An 18786-nucleotide genomic window follows, 5' to 3' on the forward strand; every position below is an offset into this window, starting at 1 on the left:
AGTGCGGGGTGGGGCCGTGGTCGGCGAGCAGACTATAGCCGGACCGTTCACGCGGTGGCAGTGGGAATTGGATGAACCTCGCGTTAAGCGCCAGACTCATAACTGAAACGCCTGTCTGGAGAGCGATCATGACCCTGCATCGCGTTGCTCGTGTCGACGATATACCCGAAGACCGTGGCCTGGAAGTCAGTGTCCAGGACAGCAAGATCCTCCTGCTGAAAGTCGGCGATCAAGTGCGCGCCTATCAAGGCGAATGCCCCCACGCCGGAGCGCCCCTGGCCGAAGGCGCGCTGTGCCATGGGCGGCTGACCTGTCCGTGGCACAAGGCGCAGTTTCGGATCGAGGACGGTGGGTTGTGTGAACCTCCCGCCCTGGACAGCCTCAAGCGCTATCCGCTTGAAGTGCGGGACGGAGAAGTCTGGGTGGGCGATCAGCCGCTGCGGGATGCCCATACGCCACCGGCCGATGACGAGCGCACCTTTGTGATCGTCGGTGCCGGCGCTGCTGGCACGGCGGCGGCATCGGCGCTGCGTGAGAAAGGTTTTGGAGGCCGAGTGCTGCTGATCGACCGCGAAACAGCGGGCTATGACCGCACGGTGCTGAGCAAATTCGTGATCGCCGGGCAAACCCCACCGGACGAAGTCCCGGCCCTGCGCGATGAAGCGTTCTATCGCGAGCAACGTATCGAACGGATCAACGCGCAAGTGACGAGCCTGGACGCTGAAAACCGGGTATTGCAGTTGGCCAACGGCCAGTCACTCGAATATGACGCCGCGTTGCTGGCAACGGGAGGCAGCCCCAAGCCCCTGGAGCTACCCGGCGCCGAACTTGCGCAGGTATTCGTATTACGCTCCAGGGATCATGCCCGGCAGATTCTGGACAGCGCCAAACCCGGTCAGCGCGCGGTGATCATTGGCGACAGCTTCATCGCCATGGAGTCCGCTTCATCGCTGCGCCAATACGGTCTGGACGTCACGGTCCTGGCCCGGCAACCGGTGCCTTTCGCCAAACAGTTCGGCGAGACGGTGGGCAAGGCGATTCTCGCCCTGCACCAGGCCAACGGCGTGGTGTACCGCACGGCGGGCGAGGCAGTGCAGATAGAAGGAACGACGCGAGTCGAAGCGGTACGCCTGGATAATGATCAGCGTCTAGCGGCAGACCTGGTACTGGTCGGAATTGGTGTCACCCCGGCGACCTCGGCGTTTGCCGATCTGCCGAAGGAAAAGGACCAGTCGCTGCTGGTCGATGGCGGGATGCGCGTAGCCGATGGCCTTTGGGCTGCTGGTGATATCGCCACTTTCCCGCTCAACGGTCATCCGCAACGCATCGAACACTGGCGCCTAGCCCAACAGCAGGCACGGATTGCCGCGGCGAATATGCTCGGTGGCGATGAGCATTACCTCGACGTACCGTATTTCTGGACCTGGCACTTTGGCAAGAACTACGACTACCTCGGCCACGTCGAAGCGTGGGATGAAGTGGAGTTCAAAGGTGATCCATTCAATCCGCCCTTCATCGGTCTGTTCGGTAAAAACGGCGTGGTGATGGCGGCCGTGGCCTGTGACGAAGAGCGCACGATGGCAATGCTTGCCGAACGAATGAAACAGCCGTTACCTGTGGACGAAGCATGGCGGTTGATTCGCGGTTGAAACGGACCCGTAGGAGCCCGGCTCGCCGTCGAAGGCGATTTCAAAGACGCCTTCGCCGGCAAGCCGGGCTCCTACAGGGGACGGTTATGGCTCTTGGACTAAGCCAGGATTACCGAACTTGCTCATCAAGAAACTGACGAACTCTTCGACGGTCATTTTCTGGCCGTTGAACTCCACCTGGTTATTGGCGTAGTGCAGTTGGCTGACAACGTTGTTGTTGTCCAGTTTTGCCAGTTGCGAGCCGACCGCCATGCTGCTGAACATGTCGGCGGTGGCGGTGGCCTGATCGGCAATGAGCTTGGCGTCGGTCTGACCGTCGATTTGCGACTGTACGGTGAGCAGGTCGACCAGCATCGGTTTCGACACTTTCAAATTGACGTCCAGCAGCGCGATCATCTGGCGGACCAACTGGTCGGCCGGCAGGTCGATCGATTGCGGCTTGGTCAGGTCCAGCACCAGGTTGGCGCGGCTTTCGCCATTGGCGGTGTTGAACGACAGGTTCTCCAGGGCCACCTGCGGGCCAGCCGCCAGCAATTGCTCCAGGCCGTTTTTAAGCTGCGCTTCTTCTGCTTCGGTCAAGTTCAGCTCGGGGACCGGTTGACCGGCCTCGACAGCTTCGGCGGCGACCTGCTCATAGGGCTGCAATTTAGTCTGGTAGATCTGCATCAACGACAACGTCGCCGGGATGTCGAGGTTCTTCAGGCTCATGGCCAGTTGGGCAGAACCCACGGCCTTGCCGTTCAGGGACACTTCGGCAATCTTGTAATCGGCGCGCCCGGAAGCACTGCTACCTGATTCCTCGGTATGGTTCTTCATTTCGAAATTCTTGAAGCCCAGTACCGACTGCTTGGGACCAAAGGTGGTTTTGCTGTTGCTCAGCTCGACGGTGTTATCGCCGGTGTAATAACCGTAGGTGCTTTTTGCCAGGTTGCTGGCCAGGGTAAGACCACTCAACTCGACCTGCACAGGTGTCTGGTCTTCGGCAACGGTGGTCAGCTTCAGGCTGTCCATGTAACCGTCGGCCTTGACCTTCTGTGCCTGGGCACTGGCCGCTACGTCAACTTTCAAGCCGGAAAACTTCAGGCTGGACTTGTCATCCAGTGCCGTTTCCAGCGGCAGCAATTCAAGCGTGCCATTGGTGGAGTTGTCGTAGCCAATGTTGACCACACCCTTGAGTGGTGAAGCGTCCTTGGTGGCGGCGAACCATTTTTCCGTGATCGGGGTCTTTTCCAGTTCGTAGTGACTGGTAGCCATGACCGGCAACCACTTCAGCGACACCAGGCGCGAGAACGGCAGCGGGCCGTGTTCAATGTGATCGACAAACAGCAACTCGACCGGGGCCTCGCCGAACATCTCGCCCTCACCCTTGAGGCGGTAATGCGCCGTGCTGCTGAATACATGGCGTTCCAGGGATACCAGCTCCAGCGAGGCGGTGCCTTTGTATCCGACCATGGCGGCCTGCAATTGCTTGTTGGCATCCGCCAGGGAGGTGTTGAGCACACCTTCGATCTTGGTGCCGGTGAACCAGGCGCCGCCGGCGCTGATTGCACCCATGGCGACAACGATTCCCAGGAGCACGCCTGCTGATTTATTCATGAATGACCCGTTCAATGTCCGTTGTTGAAGGTGTGGTCGTCTTCCCTGGACCCATGACGGGTTGCGGTCACGACAGCGCTGAAAGTGGGGTGCAGGTTAGCATCAGGCGCGATGGGTGGCCCAATGGTTAAGGGTGAAAAAGTGTCTTGGCGAATACAAGACCGCCTTCGCTGGCAAGCCAGCTCCTACAAGGATCACCTCATACCTGTAGGAGCTGGCTTGCCAGCGAAGGCGTCAGTCCTGCCAACACGGAATCAGGAATACTGAACCTCGATCTCATCAAGCTGATGATCAAAGGTTTTGAGCCGCGCCGTCCACGTATAGATCAGCACTTCGAAATCCCGGTTGATCACCGCCCCACCCGTCACTTCCCCGCGCGGGTCGCAGAAGTCCAGCTGATAGCGCTCGCGAGCCATGGCGGTGGCGACGTCAGCCAATTCGCGGGCATTGTTGAGCCAGTGGCGACCGTCGTCAGCCACTTGTTTGTCCAGCTCGAGGCATTGCTTTTTCAGGGTCTCGAGGCTTTTTTCCAGCGGCGTGCCCGTGAGCTCCCCCATGACTTCCTGGAAGGTCCTGCCCGGTTGCCAATAGCTGCCCCAAAAATAACGATCGAAGACCGATTCGACACGCCGTAGCGCCACCTTGGTGTCCCAGATCATCACCAGGGTCTTGCCTTGTTCAAGCTGTCTTTTTTTGGTTCGCTGCCCTTGGACCGTGGCCCAGGCCACCACCGAAATGGACATCGCGGCTATCAACAGGGCGGCACTGTCGAGGAACGTCAGCGCCGTGTCGATCTGGTTAGCCAGCATGATGCCGTAGAAATAGGTGCCCGTGAGCAGCACTAACGCCACCACGGCGCACCAGAAGCCGAGAGCATAAGGGTTTTTCATTATTGGTTTCCCCATGACCTGCGCGAGCCTTGTGCGAATCGAGGGCGCTTTTGCAGGAACGCCCTTTCAACACTTCAAAGCATAGCAACGGCCTCAGGGTTTGCTGGAGTTCGACGCTTGCGTTCGTCCGCTTTCCCAACCGCCACCCAAGGCGAGGAACAAATCGATCTGGCTGATGGCAACCTGAGTGTTGGCGGCGGCCAGTTGCGCGGTGACGTCGGTGTAAGTGCGTGTCGCCTGCAGGTCCGCCAGGAAAGACGCACGACCGGCCTGGAAGAAGCGATGGGTCTGGTCTGCGGCCAGTTTCGCCGACTGCTCGGCGTCCGCCAGGGCCTCGCGGCGTTGCAGCAAGGCGGAGTACTGGGCCAGGCCGGTCTGGGTTTCACGAATTGCGTTGAGTACCACGCCATCGAAGTGCGCCAGCGTGGCCTGGGTGACTGCCTCGGCCTCACGAATTCGTGCTCGAGCGCCGTTGGTCGGCACGTTCCAGGTCAGCGACGGGCCGAACCCCCAACGGTTGGTGGAGGGTTCGCCAAGGTTCTCCAGGATACCAACCGTACCGATGGTCGCGCCGATGCGGATGTCCGGGTACAGCTCACCGGTGGCAACACCGATACCAGCGGTCGCGGCCGCCAGTCGCCGTTCGGCCTGGCGGATGTCGGGACGGCGCTTGAGCAGCGATGCACCATCACCCACCGGCAACAATTGCGCAATTTTTGGCAGTTCGGCGCAGCTATCGGTGCCGGCCGGTAATTGATCCAGCGGTTTGGCCAGCAGCATCGACAGGCGGAACAGCCCAGCCTGGCGCGCAGCTTCATAGCGCGGCATGTCGGCGCGCAAGGATTTGAACTGGGTTTGCGAACGGGTGACCTGGGTTTCGTCACCACGCCCGGCATCGCGCAAACGCTGGATGAGTGTGGTGCTCTGGGCTTGCAGGTCGAGTGAGTGCTGGGCGATTTCCCGCTCTTCGTTGGCCGCGCACACTTGGGTATAAGCCCGGACCACATCGGCCACCAAGGTGATGCGCGCCGTATCGGCGGCCGCCTGGGTTGCGTCGGCATTGGCCCTGGCCGCTTCGATGCCGCGCTGCAAGGTGCCGAACAGGTCGAACTGATACGACGCACTGATGCCGATATCGCCAATGTTGGCCACCGGCACCTTTTCCGGAAGCAAGAACGCCTCACCGGATTCCTGCAAGCGCTGGGCGCCCATCTTCACCCCACCGCTCCAGCCGCCCGCTGCCTCGGCCGCGTCGACCTGAGCACGCGCTCGCAGCAGGCTGGCGGCCGCTACGCGCAAATCAGTGTTGGAGGCCAAGGCCTGCTGTACCAACTGGTCGAGCCGCGGATCATGATACAGGCGCCACCAGTCGGCGGGCACCGGCGCCGAAACCACCGGTTTGCCGTTCACCGCCAGTTCGCCCTGCAGGTCTTCACGGTGGATCGCGGCTTCGTCCGGCAAGTGATAATCCGGACCGACCATCTGACACGCCGACAGCAGCAAGCCTAATCCGGCGATCGCCAAACCAGAGGCCTTGCTCATTGCGCGAGCTCCCGGTGCTGGTCGTCGATGATCGAGACCGTGGCGGTGCGCCCGGCAATCATGCGGAAATCCTCAGGGACATCATCAAAGGCGATACGCACCGGAATCCGCTGGGCCAAGCGCACCCAACTGAAGGCCGGGTTGACGTTGGGCAGCAGGTTGTTGCCACTGGTGCGGTCGCGGTCTTCGATGCCGGCGACGATGCTTTCCACATGGCCGCGCAGCCGCGCGTTGTCGCCGATCACCCGGATGTCGACGCTTTGGCCGATATGGATGCCGTTGAGCTTGGTTTCTTCGAAATAGCCGTCGATATGGAAAGAATTGCTGTCCACGACCGACAACACCGGCCGCCCGGCACTGACGAACTCCTGTGCGCGCGGCGCCCGGTCGTTGACGTAGCCGTCCACGGGGCTGCGGATCACCGAGCGATCGAGGTTCAGCTGCGCGCTGTCTACAGCGACCTGCGCTTCCATCAACGCCACCTGGGCGCGGGCTACCCGTGACTGGCTTTCTTCCAGTTGCTCGCCCGGCACCAGATTGCCCAGGCCCTTGTTGCGCTTGGCTTCGCGCTGGGCCTGGGCCAACGTTTCCTCGCGGTCGGCGACCGCCGCTTTCGCCTGGCGCAGGGCCAGCTTGAAGCGGTCCTGGTCGATGTTGAACAGCACCTGGCCGCGCTTGACCCACTGGTTGTCGCGCACTTGCACTTGCTGGATCAGCCCGGATACGTCCGGCGCGATCTGCACGATGTCGGCACGGATGTGCCCGTCGCGGGTCCAGGGCGCGAACATGTAGTACATCACCATGCGCCAGACCACGACCACGGCGAAGGTGACGATCAGCAGGGTCAGGACTACGCGACCGAGGGTTAAAAACGGTTTTTTCATGTCATCAGGTATCGACTGAGTGAGTCCACGGCGCCAAGCAGCAGGGCGTAGAGGGCCACGTTGAACAATGCCCGGTGCCAGACCAGACGGTAAAAGTGCAGGCGCGTCAGCACCCCGTGCACCAACAGGTACAACACATAGGTAATGCCCATCAGCACCAGCAGCGTGGGCAGGAACACCCCGCTGATATCCAGGTCACCGATCATAAAGGCGCTCCATCGATGCCATGGGGAAGCGGTTCTTCGGGCTCGGCAGAACCGACGAATTCGACACCGGGCAACAACGCCAGGCGCAAGCCACTCAAGGCGTGCAGCAGGTGCAGTCGGGTTTGCTCGTCCGGCGCGCCGGCCAATGCCCGACGGGTACGGTCGAGGGTCATCAGCAACGGGCTCGGCGCCGGCAGGCGTTCGCCAGCCTTGAGGCAGGCCCTGAAGTATTCGCCAACCTCGGCAACCACCTGATGCAGCAACGCTTGCGGTGCACCCTGAACCCGCGGCGTGTAGGCCAATAGGTCCAGCAGGTTCAGCGCCACACGTACCTCGCGCAAGGCGATGCCGGTGTCCTGGCCGATTACGGCCAGGCGCGGCAAATGCTGCATCAGGCGATCCAGTACCTGCACGCCCAGGCGTCGGTGATCGGCCAGACTCGCCGGCTCGGTGAGGCTGACAATGTCGCGCCAGGCGAAACGGGTCAGGCGCTTGGCCGCCAGCTCAGCACCGAACGGCCGGGCGATCAGGGTCCAGACGAAGGCGAACAGCAAGCCGACGGGGCCTGCCAGGTTGGAGTTGGCGAAGCTGAGGAAGTCCGCGTCGTAGGCGCCCTGGATACTGATGAACGATGAAGTGTTGACCAGGGTCAGCAACATGCCCAGATAGAACTGCGGCTTGACCGTCAGGGTCCCGATGCAAATGAACGGCACGGCGAAAGCCAGCACCAGCATCGGGAAGTCATGCAGGTTGGGCAGGACCAGAAACAGGTAGAGGCTGGCGAACACCACCGACATCGCCGTCCAGAAAAAGAACCGGTAGATCTGCGGTGCCGGGTCGTCCATCGAGGCGAAGAAGCTGCACGCCACGGCCGCCAGGATCACTGCACTGCCGCCATCGGTCCAGCCCAGCAGAATCCACAGCACCGAGGCGACAATGATCGCAGCGACAGTGGAGGCGGCGGAGTAGAACATCAGGCCACGATCCAGAAAGGGGGTCAGGCGCCCCAGACGCCAATGCCGATAAACCGCGCGCCAACTGTCCTGGCTTTCGCACTGGATCGCGTGTTGCAGGCTGCGGCAGTCCTGCCACAAATCGACCCATTCGCCGAGGCGATAAATGGCGTTGGAGAACAGCAGTTGCTTGCGATCACCCAGCTCTTCGGCGCTGGGTTGCAGCGCTTCAAGCTGGTCTTTTAGCGCTTGCCAGCGCCCGATCTCGGCGTCTTTGTGCTCAAGCCATTCACTGGCGGCGGCGAGCAAGGGAGCGAACTTGTCCACCAGCTCGGGGGTGCGTCTTTCCAAGGCGTAGAGTGCATCGTCGAGGGCATCGATCACCGGCAACAGGTGAATCATCCGCCCGCGCAACTCCTTGGTGTTGCGCACCGTTTGTGGGCGCGCGCCTTCGTGGGGCAACTGGCCGATCATCAGCTCCAGGGTATTGAACGTGGCAACCATCGAGGTGCGCAACGCGCTGACTTCGTCGGGCTGCACGTTGCGCCCGAGAAAGCGCGCGCTGTAGGTCGACGCGTCGGCAAACCATTTGCTCACTGAGTCGTTGAATACCGGCGCCAGCCGTCGCGGCCAGAACATTGCGCCAACTACCGCAGCGACGGCGATGCCGAGGAAGATTTCTTCTGTGCGCGCTTCAGCCACGTCCCACACCGCCAACGGGTTATTCACCACCGGCAGGGCGATCAACGGCAAGGTGTAGCCGGCCAGCATCAAGGCGTAATTGTTGGCGGTGCGCAAATGCATGGACAGGAACAGCAACGTCCCGGTCCATAGCGCGATGACTACTACCAGCACATAAGGGCTCTGCACGAACATCGGCACGAACAGGACAGCCGCGGCGGCCCCCAGGAAAGTGCCGACCGCACGGTATAGCGCCTTGGAACTGGTCGGACCGACAAACGGGCTGGAAACGATGTACACCGTAGCCATCGCCCAATATGGCCGCGGCATTTGCATGAGCAGGGCGATGTACAGCGCGATCATCGAAGCCGCGAAGGTGCGCACGCCGTAGAACCAATCCCGCGCCGAGGGCATGCCGGTAAAAAAGCCACTCAAGGGTTGGCCACCGGCAAATGACTGGCCGACTCGAAGGCCTGCAACACGCGCAGCGTCGCTTCAAGGTCTCCCTCAGCAATCCCTTCGAGCACTTCATGACGCAGCCGCACCAACTCGACCTCAACGGCTTGCACCAGGGTGCGACCGGTATCGGTCAGGCTCAGGCATTTGGCGCGACGGTCCTGGGCGTCTTCGGTGCGGCAGACGTAGCCGCCCTGGCATAACTGATCGAGCAATCGCACCAGGGACGGGCTTTCCATCCCCGCCGCCTGCGCCACCGTCACCTGCCGCACACCCTCGCCCAGGCGCCCGATCATCAGCAGCGGGACGGCACAGGCTTCGGAAATTCCATAGTTGGCCAACGTGCTCTGGCAGATTTTTCGCCAATGCCGAGCGGCCACCACCATGGTGCTGCTGATGTTCATCTGGAGAACGTCGAGGGAATTCGGCACGAGGGAAAACACACACTGTTAGTTTGCTAACTATCAATATGCCATTGGAGGAGATTTTCAGTCAAGTTTTGAAACAAATTGCTTTACGCCCCTCGCCCCTTCCTCAACAGCACATTCAACTGATCCACCACCTCCGCCCAATCGGCATCATCCAGAATTTCATTGCGCAACAGATCCGCCTGACTCGAATTCCAGAAAAAAGCATCCGCCAGATGCAACTCGGGTTTGAGCGGCGAATGAGTGGCGATGAATTTGTCGATGCTCTCGGCGTCGTCGGGAAGGCCGAGTTGTTTGAACAGGGAGGGAAGGCTGTGGGTTGGGTTTTCCATGTCTGGCTCCTGTAAATCTGATAAAGGGACCGCTGCGCGGTCCATCGCGAGCAAGCTCGCTCCTACAGGGGAATGCGGTGACCCTGTGGGAGCGAGCCTGCTCGCGAAGACGGTAGCATTGACTCAATGACTCAACTCTCGCACCTCCGCATGCGGCACCATTTTCAGAAATTGCGGCATGTCCATGTGCAATAGGTTGATGTGGTTGCCAGCCTCCAGATAGATGTCTTTCTGCCGGGTCAGCAGCGGGTCGATGACCACGTCCAGGCCATAGGCTTCGCCCAGGGCAGGCACGGCGCCGCGCTCGCAGTCGTCGAACAGGTGCGGCAGGTTGCTTTCCCGGGAGACCTGCCATTCACCGCTGCTGCGTACTTTGCTCAAGTCCAGGTGACGGCTGGCGGGCAGCACGGCCATCAGGTAATGGCCGTGGTGGTCGTCGAGAATGACCGACTTGGCCACACGTTCCGCGGGAATACCCGCGACCCGCGCGGTTTCGAGGCTGCTGGCCGAGTGTGGATGGGTAACGATGTCATATTCGCATTTAGCCTGCTCCAGGCTTCGCTGCACGGTTCTTGCCATACGCATGATGCACCTCGGTGTCCGCGAGAACGCCTGCGGACGATGGTTAACACTTTTGTACGTAGTAAAAGTCTAGGCCCGCTGGGGCAAGCCCGCGGGAAATCCGCCCATCGGCCGCGTCGACAACTGGTTAAAATTCATACAGTCGGCGCCTCAACTAGACTGTATACAGAAGCACCTGCGACTCTCCCGGAGGGTCACGTGAACACTCGCTATTGTGCCGTTGCGTTGCTGCTGGCATTGAGCGGCTCCGTCCTCGCTGCGGACACCGCCGGCCTGCCGGTTTCCAACCCCGCGGGGATGTGGCTGATCACCTTCGGTATCGCCTTCCTGATCGCCGAAGCGGCACTGCCCAACTACGGCGTGATCGGTCTGGGCGGGATCGTGATGTTCGTGATCGGCGCGCTGATCCTGACCAATGCCGAATTGCCCGTGCCGTTGATGATCGGCCTGGGACTGATCAGCGCGCTGCTGCTGATATTCCTGCTGATCCGCGCCCTGAAGACCCGGCCGCGCCACACCGTCAGCGGCGACGCCGTCCTGCTGGGCAGCGTGACCTCGGTGCTGGCCTTGCAGGCCGCCGATGCATGCCTGGGCTGGGTGCACTTGCAGGGCGAAAACTGGCAGGTAGCGAGCACCCAGCCATTGCATGTCGGGCAACAGGTCCGGGTGGTGGCACGCAAGGGATTGTTGCTGGAAGTGGCCGCGGCTGATGCGGTAACGGTTGGAGATTAGTCATGGGCTTGCAAATCGGGTTTGTCGCGCTGCTGCTGTTGCTGATCGCACTGGCGGGGGCGACGTTCCGTATCCTGCGCGAGTACGAGCGCGGGGTGGTGTTCCAGCTCGGGCGCTTCTGGCAGGTCAAGGGCCCCGGCCTGATCCTGCTGATTCCAGTGATCCAGCAAATGGTTCGCGTCGACTTGCGCACTATCGTCCTCGACGTCCCGCCGCAAGATGTAATCACCCGCGACAACGTCTCGGTCAAGGTCAACGCTGTATTGTATTTCCGCGTGCTCGATCCACAGAAGGCAATCATCCAGGTCGAGGATTTTCTCATGGCCACCAGCCAACTGGCGCAAACCACCTTGCGCGCAGTGCTCGGTAAACACGAACTTGATGAATTGCTGTCCGAGCGCGAACGGCTGAACATCGATATCCAGCAAGTACTCGATGCCCAGACCGACACCTGGGGCATCAAGGTGGCCAACGTCGAAATCAAGCACGTGGACCTCAACGAATCGATGATTCGCGCCATCGCCAGGCAGGCAGAAGCGGAACGCGAGCGCCGGGCAAAAGTCATCCACGCGGAAGGTGAATTGCAGGCTTCGGAAAAACTCATGCAAGCCGCCGAAATGCTCGGCCGCCAACCCGGCGCCATGCAGCTGCGCTACATGCAGACGCTGAGTTCGATCGCCGGGGACAAGAGCTCGACCATCGTCTTTCCGTTGCCGATCGAATTGCTCAAGGGCATGGCGGATCTGTCGGCCAAACCTTGAGTCGAGAGCGGCACTACAACAGGGTATAAAAACCCAGAATCGCCACGCCCCAAAAGCACAAGCCAAATGCGAACCCGACACCATTGGCAAAAGTCAGTGTCGAGTTCGCCGTCCCGCGCACGTCGTTTTCCAGATAGTTGATTGCTTCTTGTACACGCAACAAGGAGCAGACTTGCAAGAGTAGGACCAGAAGACTCAGCGCAAAGCTGATGTGCAGATCCGGTAACCATATCAGCCCCATGCCCGCTAGCGCATTCATGATCACAATCAACGCCAGCAAGCGCGGGTACCAACGATAGTCCTTACCTGAAGCGCGTATTCGCCGATCAATGCTGGTGAACAACGAGTACACAAAAAACACGAAAAAAATTGCACGAACTATGGGTAACACTTTGTTGCCCGTGGCGGTGCGGTAAAACTTCCAGTTTTTATACATCCAATAGGTAAGGTACAAACCAAAGGTGAAAACGATCATCAGCGCGAATTTGCTTGTCCCCACAACGAAAAAGGTCGCGCGGGGTGTTTCAGTGCAATGAAGTTCGGCCACTGGAGGCGCATAAGGATTGGCATTCATAGGGATGCATAACCAGGGTCATGAAGTGGACCAAAATGCTAACCCCTGATGGGCATCTCGGATGCCCACATAAAAAAATCAGGACGCTTCCTACGTCCGGCTACACGATTTCATTCACCGTTGCGCAGTCAGCGGATAAACCGACTCCCATCCGCCACCCAGCGCCTTATACAAGCCGACCGCTGCCAGTGACACACCGGTGGAACTCTCCACCCATTGCTCCTGGGTCGCCAGCAATGCGCTTTGTACGGTGAGTACGTTGACGAAGTCCACCACGCCTTCGACGTATTGCTGTTGCGCGGTTTGCAGGGCGATCCGGTTCTGGCGCACGGCTTCGGCGAGGCTGTCTCGGCGCAGTTGGCTGGCGTTGTAGGCGCTCAATTGGTCGTCGATTTCATGCCATGCGCGCAGCACGGTTTGCTGGTAGGCGATGGCTGCTTCCTGTTGCTGGGCCTCGCGCAAATCCAGCACACCGCGCAGCCGGCCGCCGTCGAACAGTGGCAGGCTGAATTGCGGGCCGATGCCGAACGCGCGTGATCCCCAAGAGCCGAAATCGCTCAATTGCATGGCTTGCGAACCGACACTGCCCGACAGGGTAATGCGCGGATAAAAATCACCCTTGGCCACGCCGATACTGGCGGTCGCGGCATGCAGGCGGGCTTCGGCCTGGCGGATGTCCGGGCGGCGCTCGGCCAGTTGCGACGGCAAGCCGATGGCGACCTGGCGCGGGGTCTGCGGCACCGGTGCGTCGGTGGACAGCTCGGCCGTCAGCGCCTGTGGTGGCTCGCCCATCAACAAGCTCAGGGCGTTGATCAATTGCGCCTGGCGTTGCTCCAGGGCTGGCAGGCGCGACTCGATGGCCGCGACCTGGGCGGCCGCTTCGGCGACATCGAGGTCGGTTGCGACGCCGTCGGCCAGGCGCAGTTGCGACAGCTTGAGGCTGTGCCGGGCGACGTCGAGGTTCTGTTCGGTGACGGCCCGGGTGTTCTGCACGCCGCGCAGTTGAATGTAGTCCTGGGCGGTTTCGGCAAGCACCGACAACAGCACGCCGCGACGGTCGTTTTCCGCGACTTCCAGGGTGGCATCGGCGGCTTCGGTTTCGCGGCGCACCCTGCCCCAGAAATCCAGCTCCCACGAGGCGGAGAACCCGGCATCCCAAAGGTTGAACGCGGAGTTACCGTCATGCCCCGACGGGTCGCTCAGGCCTTCACCGCTGTTGCGTTTACGGGCGTAACTGCCGCCAACGGCGCTGCTGGGATAACGATCGGCCGTCACCACCTGGCGCACCGCACGGCTTTGTTGCAAGCGGCTGCTGGCGAGCTTGAGGTCGAGGTTGTCGGTCAAGGCACGTTGAGTGAGGGCCGAGAGTTGCGGATCGTTGAACACCTGCCACCAACGTTCGTTCATGGTCTCGGCTATGGCTTGGCTGGTGGCGGCTTTTGATGGTTTCGCCCACTCGGTGACTTGCTGTGCCTGAGGTTTCTGGAAGTCCGGACCTACGGTGCAGGCGCCGAGGCTCATTACGAGCAAGGCGCAAAAGGTGAGTCGAGGCTGATGGCCTCTTCGCGAGCAGGCTCGCTCCCCCAGGGGATCGTATTCAACGAAAATCTTCATCGCTGAACAACCTCATTAGCCTTGACGCTTGCCGTATCGATACTCGCCTCCACCGACATTCCCACCCGCAACCGCTGGGCCAGTGCCTGCCCCGGTTCCAGCACTATCTTCACCGGTATCCGTTGCACCACCTTCGTAAAGTTGCCCGTTGCGTTATCCGGTTTGACTGATGCAAAGGTCACCCCCGTGGCCGGTGCGATGCTCTCGACCCGCCCGTTCAACGTTGCGCCGCCAAAGGTGTCGACATGCACCTGCACGTCCTGCCCCGGCTGCACATTCGTCAGTTGGGTTTCCTGGAAATTGGCCACCACGTAGGCTTGCGCCAGCGGCACCACCGCGAGCAGTTTGCTGCCCGGCGTGACATAAGCCCCAACACGTACCGCGCGCTCACCGACCATGCCGTCCTGCGGCGCGGTGATCCGTGTGTAAGACAGGTCGTAGCTGGCGATTTCCAGCTTGGCCTGCGCCCGTTTCAAACCACCTTCGGCCCCGTCGCGCTGGGCGGCGAGTATGTCCACCTGCTTGCGTTCTGCCGCCAGTACCGCCGTCACATTGGTCAACCGGGCACTGGCCTGGTCGATGCGCGTGCGCGCTTGCTGTGCGTTCTGCACCGTGCCGGCCCCCACCCCGGCCAAATGGTCGTAGCGGTCCAGTTCATGTTGAGCGAAAGCCAGTTCAGCCTTGGCGGACACCACCTGCGCCTGTGCCTGAGCAATCACCGAAGCCTGACGCTCAAGTGTCGCTCGCGCATTTTGCAGTTGCGCCTGGGCGACCACTGCTTCGGCGGCAGCGGCTTCGGCGGCGGCGCGCAGGTCGCGGTCATCGATCAGGGCCAGCAACTGCCCCGCCTTGACCTGTTGGTTGTCTTCCACCAGTACTTGCTTGATGAACCCGGCAACGCGGGGCACCACCAGCGTGTAGTCTGCCGAGACATAGGCATCATTGGTGCTCTGCTGCGTGCGCTGGCCGAACAGGCCGGGCGCCAGCAGATAAATCAGTACGCCCGTCGCGATCACGACACAGACGCCCACGGCTACTTTTTGCTTGGATTGAGTCGTCATGAAAAACCTTCTGTTTCAGTGATGCATTCAGGTCGGCGCACGGGGCGGATAGATCCGCGTCGGCAGCCAGAAAATCAGCAGGATCAGCGCCAAAGCGACGCCGGCCATGCACAGGTAAAGGTCCGCCGCAGCCAGCACCACGGCCTGCTCATGCAAGCGGTGGGCGAGGCCCGGGGTGTCGCTGTCGACCAGGGGCGAATTGCCGAGGCGGTCCACCAGCATGCTCGAGTGAAAGTGCAGGCGATGCGTGGTCAGGGTTTCCAGCACGCCGGTAGCGATCACCGCCGCCAGGCCTTTCACGGTGTTGAACCAGGACGACGCGAAGGGGCCGTCCATGGGGCTGATGCTGCCGGTCGAGAGCATCAGCAACGGCAAGACCGACATGGGTTGACCGAAGATCTGCAGCAGTTGCAGGGCATAGAATTCGTCGCGAATCCACACCGAGGTCAGCTGCGAACCGCCGATGCAGGACAACACCAGCATGCTCAGGCCGATCCCCAACACCCAGCGGCAATCAACCCATCGCAGGTTGCACAGCGCCGCCACCAAGGGCAGCGCTATCAACTGCGGGAGCGCCGCCAACAGGGTGATGGGCGCGGTCTGCACCGGGCGATAACCCTGGACCTGCGCCAGATAGCTGGACGGAATGATCACTACCGCCAGCAACACCACCAGCACGCCGGCCAGGGTGATCAGGGCGAACGCCAGGTTGCGGATGCCGAGCATCTGTATCTTGAAAAACGGAATCGGTTGCGACCACTCGTTGATCAGGAACAGCACCAGCAACAGCGTACCGCCCACCAGCAAGACACTGATCAGGCTCGACTCGAACCAGTCCAGGCGATTGCCCTGCAGGATGCCGATCACCAGCATGCAGATCGCCGGAAAACCCAACAGCAGACCACGCCAATTGAACTGTTTGAAGCGTTCCAGGCGTAGCGGGTCCTGGGGGATGCCGTAGGCCACGGCGAGCATGGCAATCAGGCACGGTACGACGATCTGCCAGAAGGTCCACTGCCAGCCGACATACTCGCTCCAGAGCCCGGCCAGCGGCGTGCCCAGCCCCGGTCCGAAGGTGGCGGTGAGGGCATAACCGGCCAGGCCGTAGAGCTTGACGTTGGCTGGCAGAAAACGCAGGGCGACGGTCATCAGCATCGGCGGCAGCGCGCCACCGGCCAGGCCTTGCAACGTGCGCAGGACCAGAAGGCTTTCGTAGTTCGGCGCCAACGGGCACAACACCCCCAGCAGGGTGAAGGCACTGATGGCGCAAAGGGTGAAGCGCCGCAGCGAGAACGTGACGCCACACCAGGGCGCAAATGCCATGGCCGCCACCGAGGTCGCGGCGTAGCTGGCGACCAGCCAGGTGCCTTCGTCGTAGCCGATGGCCAAGGCGCCTCGAATATCGGCCAGGGCCACCTTGGTCACCATCTCGTTCAGGCCCGATACCAACACCGCGAGCAATACGCCCACCAGGCCGATGATGATCCGCGGGCCGAAGACCGGTGGTGCGGCGGCTGTCGGGCTGGCCGCGGCGAGAGGGGCCGTGACCGTGAGGGAAGACATTACTGCGAGCTCCGGGATTTAAACATCGGAGCATTCTATGAAGCGCGGTACCTGACGAAAACTGACTTATCGACAGGTTATAAGTGTGCCAGACGCAACGATATGGAATGTGTGGGAGCGGGCTTGCTCGCGAAGAGGGCGGGTCAGACAACAATGAAGTCGCCTGAACCGCTTTCGCGAGCAAGCCCGCTTCCACAGGGGATAGTCGCTCAACCCAAGACTGGTTGGGCCGCCAGCCATGTCTCGTCACAGCAGGTTTTCAGGGTTTCACGAAGCCAGCGGTGAGCGGGGTCATTGTCGAAGCGAGGGTGCCAGGCCTGGCTGAGCACGATGGTCGGCAACGGAATCGGCAGAGTAAACGAGCGCAACTTCAGCCCCAGCCGGCGAACGCTCAACAGCGTCTCCCTGGGTACCGGCAGAATCAGGTCGGAATCGGGCAAGGCGAACATCGCCGCATGGAAACTCGGCGCGATCACCGCTACTCGCCGCTCCAGGCCCAAGGCGTTGAGTGCGGCATCGATCGGCCCGCGCGCGATGCCGCGACGGGACATGCTGATATGGGAGTAGCCTGCAAAGCGTTCAGCGGTGATCTCTTGATCGAGCAAGGGATGATCCTCGCGCACCAGGCCGACAAACTGCGTTGAAAACAGGTTTTGTACCTTTACTTCCGGCATCAGCGGCCGGTTGTTGCTGACGCTCAGGTCGATGCGACCCTCGCGCAAGGCCTCATCATCGCCATCGCCCTCTGGCGCAAAACGCAATTCGCAATGCGGGGCCTGACGCTCCATGGTGTCGAACAGCTTGCCGCCGTAGATGCCGATGAAAAAGTCATTGGCGCGGATACTGAAGCGCCGCCGCAAGCTGCCCAAATCCACCACCCTGGCCGAGTGGAACAGCTGCGCGGCCTGCTCCACCAGGTCACGTACCTGCTCGCGCAACTCCAGTGCCTTTGGCGTCGGTACCAGACCACGGCCAGCACGCACCAGGATCGGATCGCCAATAGCCTCGCGGATGCGCGTCAACGTGCGACTCATGGCCGCCGGGCTGAGGTTCATCCGCCGCGCCGCGCCCACTACGCTGCCCTCGTCGAGAAGGGCGTCGAGGGCGACCAAGAGGTTCATGTCTGGTAGTTGCATGGCGAGCACTCGTGGCTGGTCAGGGTTGATTTAGGCGCAATGCTAGCAGATCAAAAGATCGAAGCCTCCGGCAGCTCCACAGGCTGGCGTACACGCCTGTACTCCTAGCAGTTCTGATAGTTCTCGACTGAGGTCGTGAGGTGTACAACTAAAGCCCTCGACCATACTTCGGCGAAGCCAGCGGCATGACCCAGTCAAAACCCGTTGATCAGAAGACTTCCACTTCGCAACGCACGACGTTGTTGTTATTGGCAACGGATAACAGCCGTTCAATCATCGGCGAAATCGTCGATGGCAAAACCAACGCCATCGCCTATTCCGCTTACGGCCAACAGTCCGGGCAACAGGAGGTCACAACACGTTTGGGCTTCAATGGCCAATTGCGTGAGATGCAAACCAGTTGGTATGTGTTGGGTAATGGCTACCGTGTCTACAACCCGCGATTGATGCGGTTTCATAGTCCGGACAGTTGGAGTCCATTTGGGCGGGGTTGGTTGAATCCTTATATGTATTGCGCAGGGGATCCGGTAAATCGGGGGGATCCATCCGGGCATGGCCCTTGGGAGGTGATTAAACTCTTCATTCGGGAAAATCTGTCATTTGGGAGCTCTCAAGCGACGCTGAATGCAAGAGTCGCCGCGCGTAATGCACGATCAATCGCGAGACAAACGATAGCGAATAGCTTTATTGGTAGTAGCGCGCCGCAGTTTGTCGATACTACTGCGTCATCTTTTTTGCCTCGAGTGGGCGAACATTTGGATTCGCTTCCAAAATGGCGTCCTCGCCCAAACACAGCAAGCCTCCCTGAACAATCGGGGCATGGTGTCGGAGGCGTGTGGCCAACCGCAATGAGTGCCCACCAATCCAGTGCGCGACGTGGCAACAGCTCACTCAACACTTCAAGTCGGGGGCGTAGCAGTGGTCACCAACCTGACACGTCAGAAAGCTCAAAACTTTCGCCCCCCAAACAAACACCGACAGCTTCCGATCAACCCTCCAACAAACGAACTTCACTACCCAATTATGCCGACGCCATGCCGCCTGGTTACAAGGAAGCACAAAATGCTGTAGTAAAAGCACAGGAGCTTGTCTTGTATACAAGTCAATTTCGCAGTCGTTAAATTCAGTTGATTTGGTTAGTGCATG

Annotated in this window: 18 protein-coding genes; 4 read left to right on the plus strand and 14 right to left on the minus strand. The window is 60.7% G+C overall.

Going from position 1 to position 18786, the window contains the following annotated elements; translation table 11 throughout:
• The first annotated feature begins 128 nt into the window (after positions 1 to 128).
• Complete coding sequence (locus tag NQL71_RS22965) at positions 129 to 1649, plus strand: FAD-dependent oxidoreductase (RefSeq protein WP_274643340.1); 1521 nt, start codon at positions 129 to 131, stop codon at positions 1647 to 1649.
• Between the two features lie 84 nt (positions 1650 to 1733).
• Here NQL71_RS22965 and NQL71_RS22970 read toward each other — a convergent pair whose 3' ends face one another.
• The 9 genes from NQL71_RS22970 to NQL71_RS23010 all read right to left on the minus strand — a co-directional run bounded on the left by NQL71_RS22970 (position 1734) and on the right by NQL71_RS23010 (position 10202).
• Positions 1734 to 3245, minus strand: coding sequence for a YdgA family protein (locus NQL71_RS22970; protein WP_274643341.1), 1512 nt, complete (start codon positions 3243 to 3245; stop codon positions 1734 to 1736).
• A 254-nt stretch (positions 3246 to 3499) separates the two neighbouring features.
• On the minus strand, positions 3500 to 4135 hold the full coding sequence (locus NQL71_RS22975; protein ID WP_046815389.1) for a hypothetical protein: 636 nt from the start codon (positions 4133 to 4135) through the stop codon (positions 3500 to 3502).
• 93 nt (positions 4136 to 4228) lie between these two features.
• Positions 4229 to 5677, minus strand: coding sequence for an efflux transporter outer membrane subunit (locus tag NQL71_RS22980; protein WP_274643342.1), 1449 nt, complete (start codon positions 5675 to 5677; stop codon positions 4229 to 4231).
• Positions 5674 to 6561 (minus strand): efflux RND transporter periplasmic adaptor subunit, encoded by an 888-nt coding sequence (locus NQL71_RS22985; RefSeq protein WP_046815391.1) that lies wholly within the window; start codon positions 6559 to 6561, stop codon positions 5674 to 5676. The genes NQL71_RS22980 and NQL71_RS22985 overlap by 4 nt, the downstream gene beginning before the upstream one ends.
• Entirely contained in the window at positions 6558 to 6767 is a 210-nt protein-coding gene (locus NQL71_RS22990; RefSeq protein ID WP_008059581.1) for a DUF1656 domain-containing protein, read from the minus strand. Before NQL71_RS22990 ends, NQL71_RS22985 begins: the two co-directional genes overlap by 4 nt.
• Complete coding sequence (locus NQL71_RS22995) at positions 6764 to 8836, minus strand: FUSC family protein (protein ID WP_274643343.1); 2073 nt, start codon at positions 8834 to 8836, stop codon at positions 6764 to 6766. The genes NQL71_RS22990 and NQL71_RS22995 overlap by 4 nt, the downstream gene beginning before the upstream one ends.
• Positions 8833 to 9261, minus strand: coding sequence for a MarR family winged helix-turn-helix transcriptional regulator (locus NQL71_RS23000; RefSeq protein ID WP_274643344.1), 429 nt, complete (start codon positions 9259 to 9261; stop codon positions 8833 to 8835). Before NQL71_RS23000 ends, NQL71_RS22995 begins: the two co-directional genes overlap by 4 nt.
• A gap of 110 nt (positions 9262 to 9371) precedes the next feature.
• Positions 9372 to 9617 carry a DUF2789 domain-containing protein gene (locus tag NQL71_RS23005; RefSeq protein ID WP_046815394.1) on the minus strand — a complete coding sequence of 82 codons (246 nt, stop codon included), beginning with the start codon at positions 9615 to 9617 and terminating at the stop codon, positions 9372 to 9374.
• 123 nt (positions 9618 to 9740) lie between these two features.
• Positions 9741 to 10202, minus strand: coding sequence for an aminoacyl-tRNA deacylase (locus tag NQL71_RS23010; protein ID WP_046815395.1), 462 nt, complete (start codon positions 10200 to 10202; stop codon positions 9741 to 9743).
• 195 nt (positions 10203 to 10397) lie between these two features.
• Between NQL71_RS23010 and NQL71_RS23015 the strand changes: the two genes are divergently transcribed.
• Positions 10398 to 10931: an NfeD family protein gene (locus tag NQL71_RS23015; RefSeq protein WP_274643345.1), complete on the plus strand. Its 534-nt coding sequence runs from the start codon at positions 10398 to 10400 to the stop codon at positions 10929 to 10931.
• 2 nt (positions 10932 to 10933) lie between these two features.
• Positions 10934 to 11692, plus strand: coding sequence for a slipin family protein (locus NQL71_RS23020; protein ID WP_046815397.1), 759 nt, complete (start codon positions 10934 to 10936; stop codon positions 11690 to 11692).
• Positions 11693 to 11705: 13 nt separating this feature from the next.
• Here NQL71_RS23020 and NQL71_RS23025 read toward each other — a convergent pair whose 3' ends face one another.
• The 5 genes from NQL71_RS23025 to NQL71_RS23045 all read right to left on the minus strand — a co-directional run bounded on the left by NQL71_RS23025 (position 11706) and on the right by NQL71_RS23045 (position 17640).
• On the minus strand, positions 11706 to 12266 hold the full coding sequence (locus NQL71_RS23025) for a hypothetical protein (RefSeq protein WP_082240518.1): 561 nt from the start codon (positions 12264 to 12266) through the stop codon (positions 11706 to 11708).
• 114 nt (positions 12267 to 12380) lie between these two features.
• Positions 12381 to 13880, minus strand: coding sequence for an efflux transporter outer membrane subunit (locus NQL71_RS23030; RefSeq protein ID WP_248687220.1), 1500 nt, complete (start codon positions 13878 to 13880; stop codon positions 12381 to 12383).
• Complete coding sequence (locus NQL71_RS23035) at positions 13877 to 14941, minus strand: HlyD family secretion protein (protein ID WP_274643346.1); 1065 nt, start codon at positions 14939 to 14941, stop codon at positions 13877 to 13879. The genes NQL71_RS23030 and NQL71_RS23035 overlap by 4 nt, the downstream gene beginning before the upstream one ends.
• A 27-nt stretch (positions 14942 to 14968) precedes the next feature.
• The gene (locus NQL71_RS23040) at positions 14969 to 16504 is read right to left on the minus strand and encodes an MFS transporter (RefSeq protein WP_046815400.1); all 1536 of its coding nucleotides are present in this window, start codon (positions 16502 to 16504) and stop codon (positions 14969 to 14971) included.
• Positions 16505 to 16713: 209 nt separating this feature from the next.
• Positions 16714 to 17640, minus strand: coding sequence for a LysR family transcriptional regulator (locus NQL71_RS23045; protein ID WP_046815401.1), 927 nt, complete (start codon positions 17638 to 17640; stop codon positions 16714 to 16716).
• A 185-nt stretch (positions 17641 to 17825) separates the two neighbouring features.
• Here NQL71_RS23045 and NQL71_RS23050 point away from each other — a divergent pair, with 185 nt between their 5' ends.
• Positions 17826 to 18761: an RHS repeat-associated core domain-containing protein gene (locus tag NQL71_RS23050; protein WP_080956965.1), complete on the plus strand. Its 936-nt coding sequence runs from the start codon at positions 17826 to 17828 to the stop codon at positions 18759 to 18761.
• Positions 18762 to 18786 lie beyond the last annotated feature (25 nt).

The organism is Pseudomonas serbica (assembly GCF_028823535.1).
In the GTDB taxonomy this organism is placed as follows: Bacteria; Pseudomonadota; Gammaproteobacteria; order Pseudomonadales; family Pseudomonadaceae; genus Aquipseudomonas; species Aquipseudomonas serbica.

Excerpts from the sequence above, each read along its gene's own strand:
- NQL71_RS22965 (WP_274643340.1), top strand. The coding sequence starts at position 129 with ATGACCCTGCATCGCGTTGCTCGTGTCGACGATATACCCGAAGACCGT.
- NQL71_RS22970 (WP_274643341.1), bottom strand. The coding sequence starts at position 3,245 with ATGAATAAATCAGCAGGCGTGCTCCTGGGAATCGTTGTCGCCATGGGT.
- NQL71_RS22975 (WP_046815389.1), bottom strand. The coding sequence starts at position 4,135 with ATGAAAAACCCTTATGCTCTCGGCTTCTGGTGCGCCGTGGTGGCGTTA.
- NQL71_RS22980 (WP_274643342.1), bottom strand. The coding sequence starts at position 5,677 with ATGAGCAAGGCCTCTGGTTTGGCGATCGCCGGATTAGGCTTGCTGCTG.
- NQL71_RS22985 (WP_046815391.1), bottom strand. The coding sequence starts at position 6,561 with ATGAAAAAACCGTTTTTAACCCTCGGTCGCGTAGTCCTGACCCTGCTG.
- NQL71_RS22990 (WP_008059581.1), bottom strand. The coding sequence starts at position 6,767 with ATGATCGGTGACCTGGATATCAGCGGGGTGTTCCTGCCCACGCTGCTG.
- NQL71_RS23000 (WP_274643344.1), bottom strand. The coding sequence starts at position 9,261 with ATGAACATCAGCAGCACCATGGTGGTGGCCGCTCGGCATTGGCGAAAA.
- NQL71_RS23005 (WP_046815394.1), bottom strand. The coding sequence starts at position 9,617 with ATGGAAAACCCAACCCACAGCCTTCCCTCCCTGTTCAAACAACTCGGC.
- NQL71_RS23010 (WP_046815395.1), bottom strand. The coding sequence starts at position 10,202 with ATGCGTATGGCAAGAACCGTGCAGCGAAGCCTGGAGCAGGCTAAATGC.
- NQL71_RS23020 (WP_046815397.1), top strand. The coding sequence starts at position 10,934 with ATGGGCTTGCAAATCGGGTTTGTCGCGCTGCTGCTGTTGCTGATCGCA.
- NQL71_RS23025 (WP_082240518.1), bottom strand. The coding sequence starts at position 12,266 with ATGAATGCCAATCCTTATGCGCCTCCAGTGGCCGAACTTCATTGCACT.
- NQL71_RS23030 (WP_248687220.1), bottom strand. The coding sequence starts at position 13,880 with ATGAAGATTTTCGTTGAATACGATCCCCTGGGGGAGCGAGCCTGCTCG.
- NQL71_RS23035 (WP_274643346.1), bottom strand. The coding sequence starts at position 14,941 with ATGACGACTCAATCCAAGCAAAAAGTAGCCGTGGGCGTCTGTGTCGTG.
- NQL71_RS23040 (WP_046815400.1), bottom strand. The coding sequence starts at position 16,504 with ATGTCTTCCCTCACGGTCACGGCCCCTCTCGCCGCGGCCAGCCCGACA.
- NQL71_RS23045 (WP_046815401.1), bottom strand. The coding sequence starts at position 17,640 with ATGCAACTACCAGACATGAACCTCTTGGTCGCCCTCGACGCCCTTCTC.
- NQL71_RS23050 (WP_080956965.1), top strand. The coding sequence starts at position 17,826 with ATGACCCAGTCAAAACCCGTTGATCAGAAGACTTCCACTTCGCAACGC.